Raw genomic sequence first — 746 nt, forward strand, 5'->3', positions numbered from 1 at the left:
TCGTCATAGTACGACCCCGCAAAACGCAATTGCAGGCTGTCAATTCTGCCGCCCCACGTTTTCAGTAAGCGGGCTTCCAGTCCGCCCATCGTGACTTCCATATCCAGTGCGCCGCCATCCATGCCCATCAGAACCGCCACCGAGCCGGGCATTCCTGCCCCCTGATAATCTTCGGTCTTGAGGGTCAACTTTGGCGTTGTGATCTCCTCTACCTGTCCCAGATACGTCTGACCGTCAATAAAGACGTCAAACATAAAGAGTTTTTTCGGCATCCCCATGCTGATATCCCCTTAGCCTAACTGATCGAAAACAGCGAAATATTCATCGGTAAACGTCTGCACCAGTTGCAGGTTTTCCAATGGTGGTACGGGCGTGTACTTGTAGCGGATCAATGCCTTGCCATCACGCAGGGTTTCTTTGGGGTTGTCCGCCGGGTCATACCAGCATTCAAAGCCCAATAGCCTTCCTTCCGTCACCAACTGCGCCCCTTTGCGGTTGATGCCATCTACAATGTCTTTCACCAACGACGGGGTCAGTGTTTTGTCGATATAGGAAAAATGCGCCTCAGCGATCATGTCCGCCAGTATCTGCGCGGTACGTGTGTACACTTCAAAGAAATACGTCTCAGCATCGCAGGTACGGTTGCCCCAGAAACGGAAGCCGTCACGCTTAATTAACGTGGTGACGCCTTTACTGTTCAGGTCGTCGGCATCCGTGTCCGTCCCCTGTAATGTCCAGTAGATATC

2 protein-coding genes are annotated in these 746 nt (G+C 52.4%); both read right to left on the reverse strand.

Translation table 11 applies throughout. The features are described 5' to 3' along the window. Positions 1–278: phage major tail tube protein (locus NXS07_RS20510; RefSeq protein ID WP_258087576.1), on the reverse strand; the 278-nt coding region annotated here is incomplete at its 3' end. Between the two features lie 12 nt (positions 279–290). After that, positions 291–746 (reverse strand): phage tail sheath C-terminal domain-containing protein (locus tag NXS07_RS20515; RefSeq protein WP_308686647.1); only part of this gene is annotated, 456 nt, incomplete at its 5' end.

The sequence above is a fragment of the Xenorhabdus bovienii genome, from assembly GCF_024721015.1.
Taxonomy (GTDB): Bacteria; Pseudomonadota; Gammaproteobacteria; order Enterobacterales; family Enterobacteriaceae; genus Xenorhabdus; species Xenorhabdus bovienii.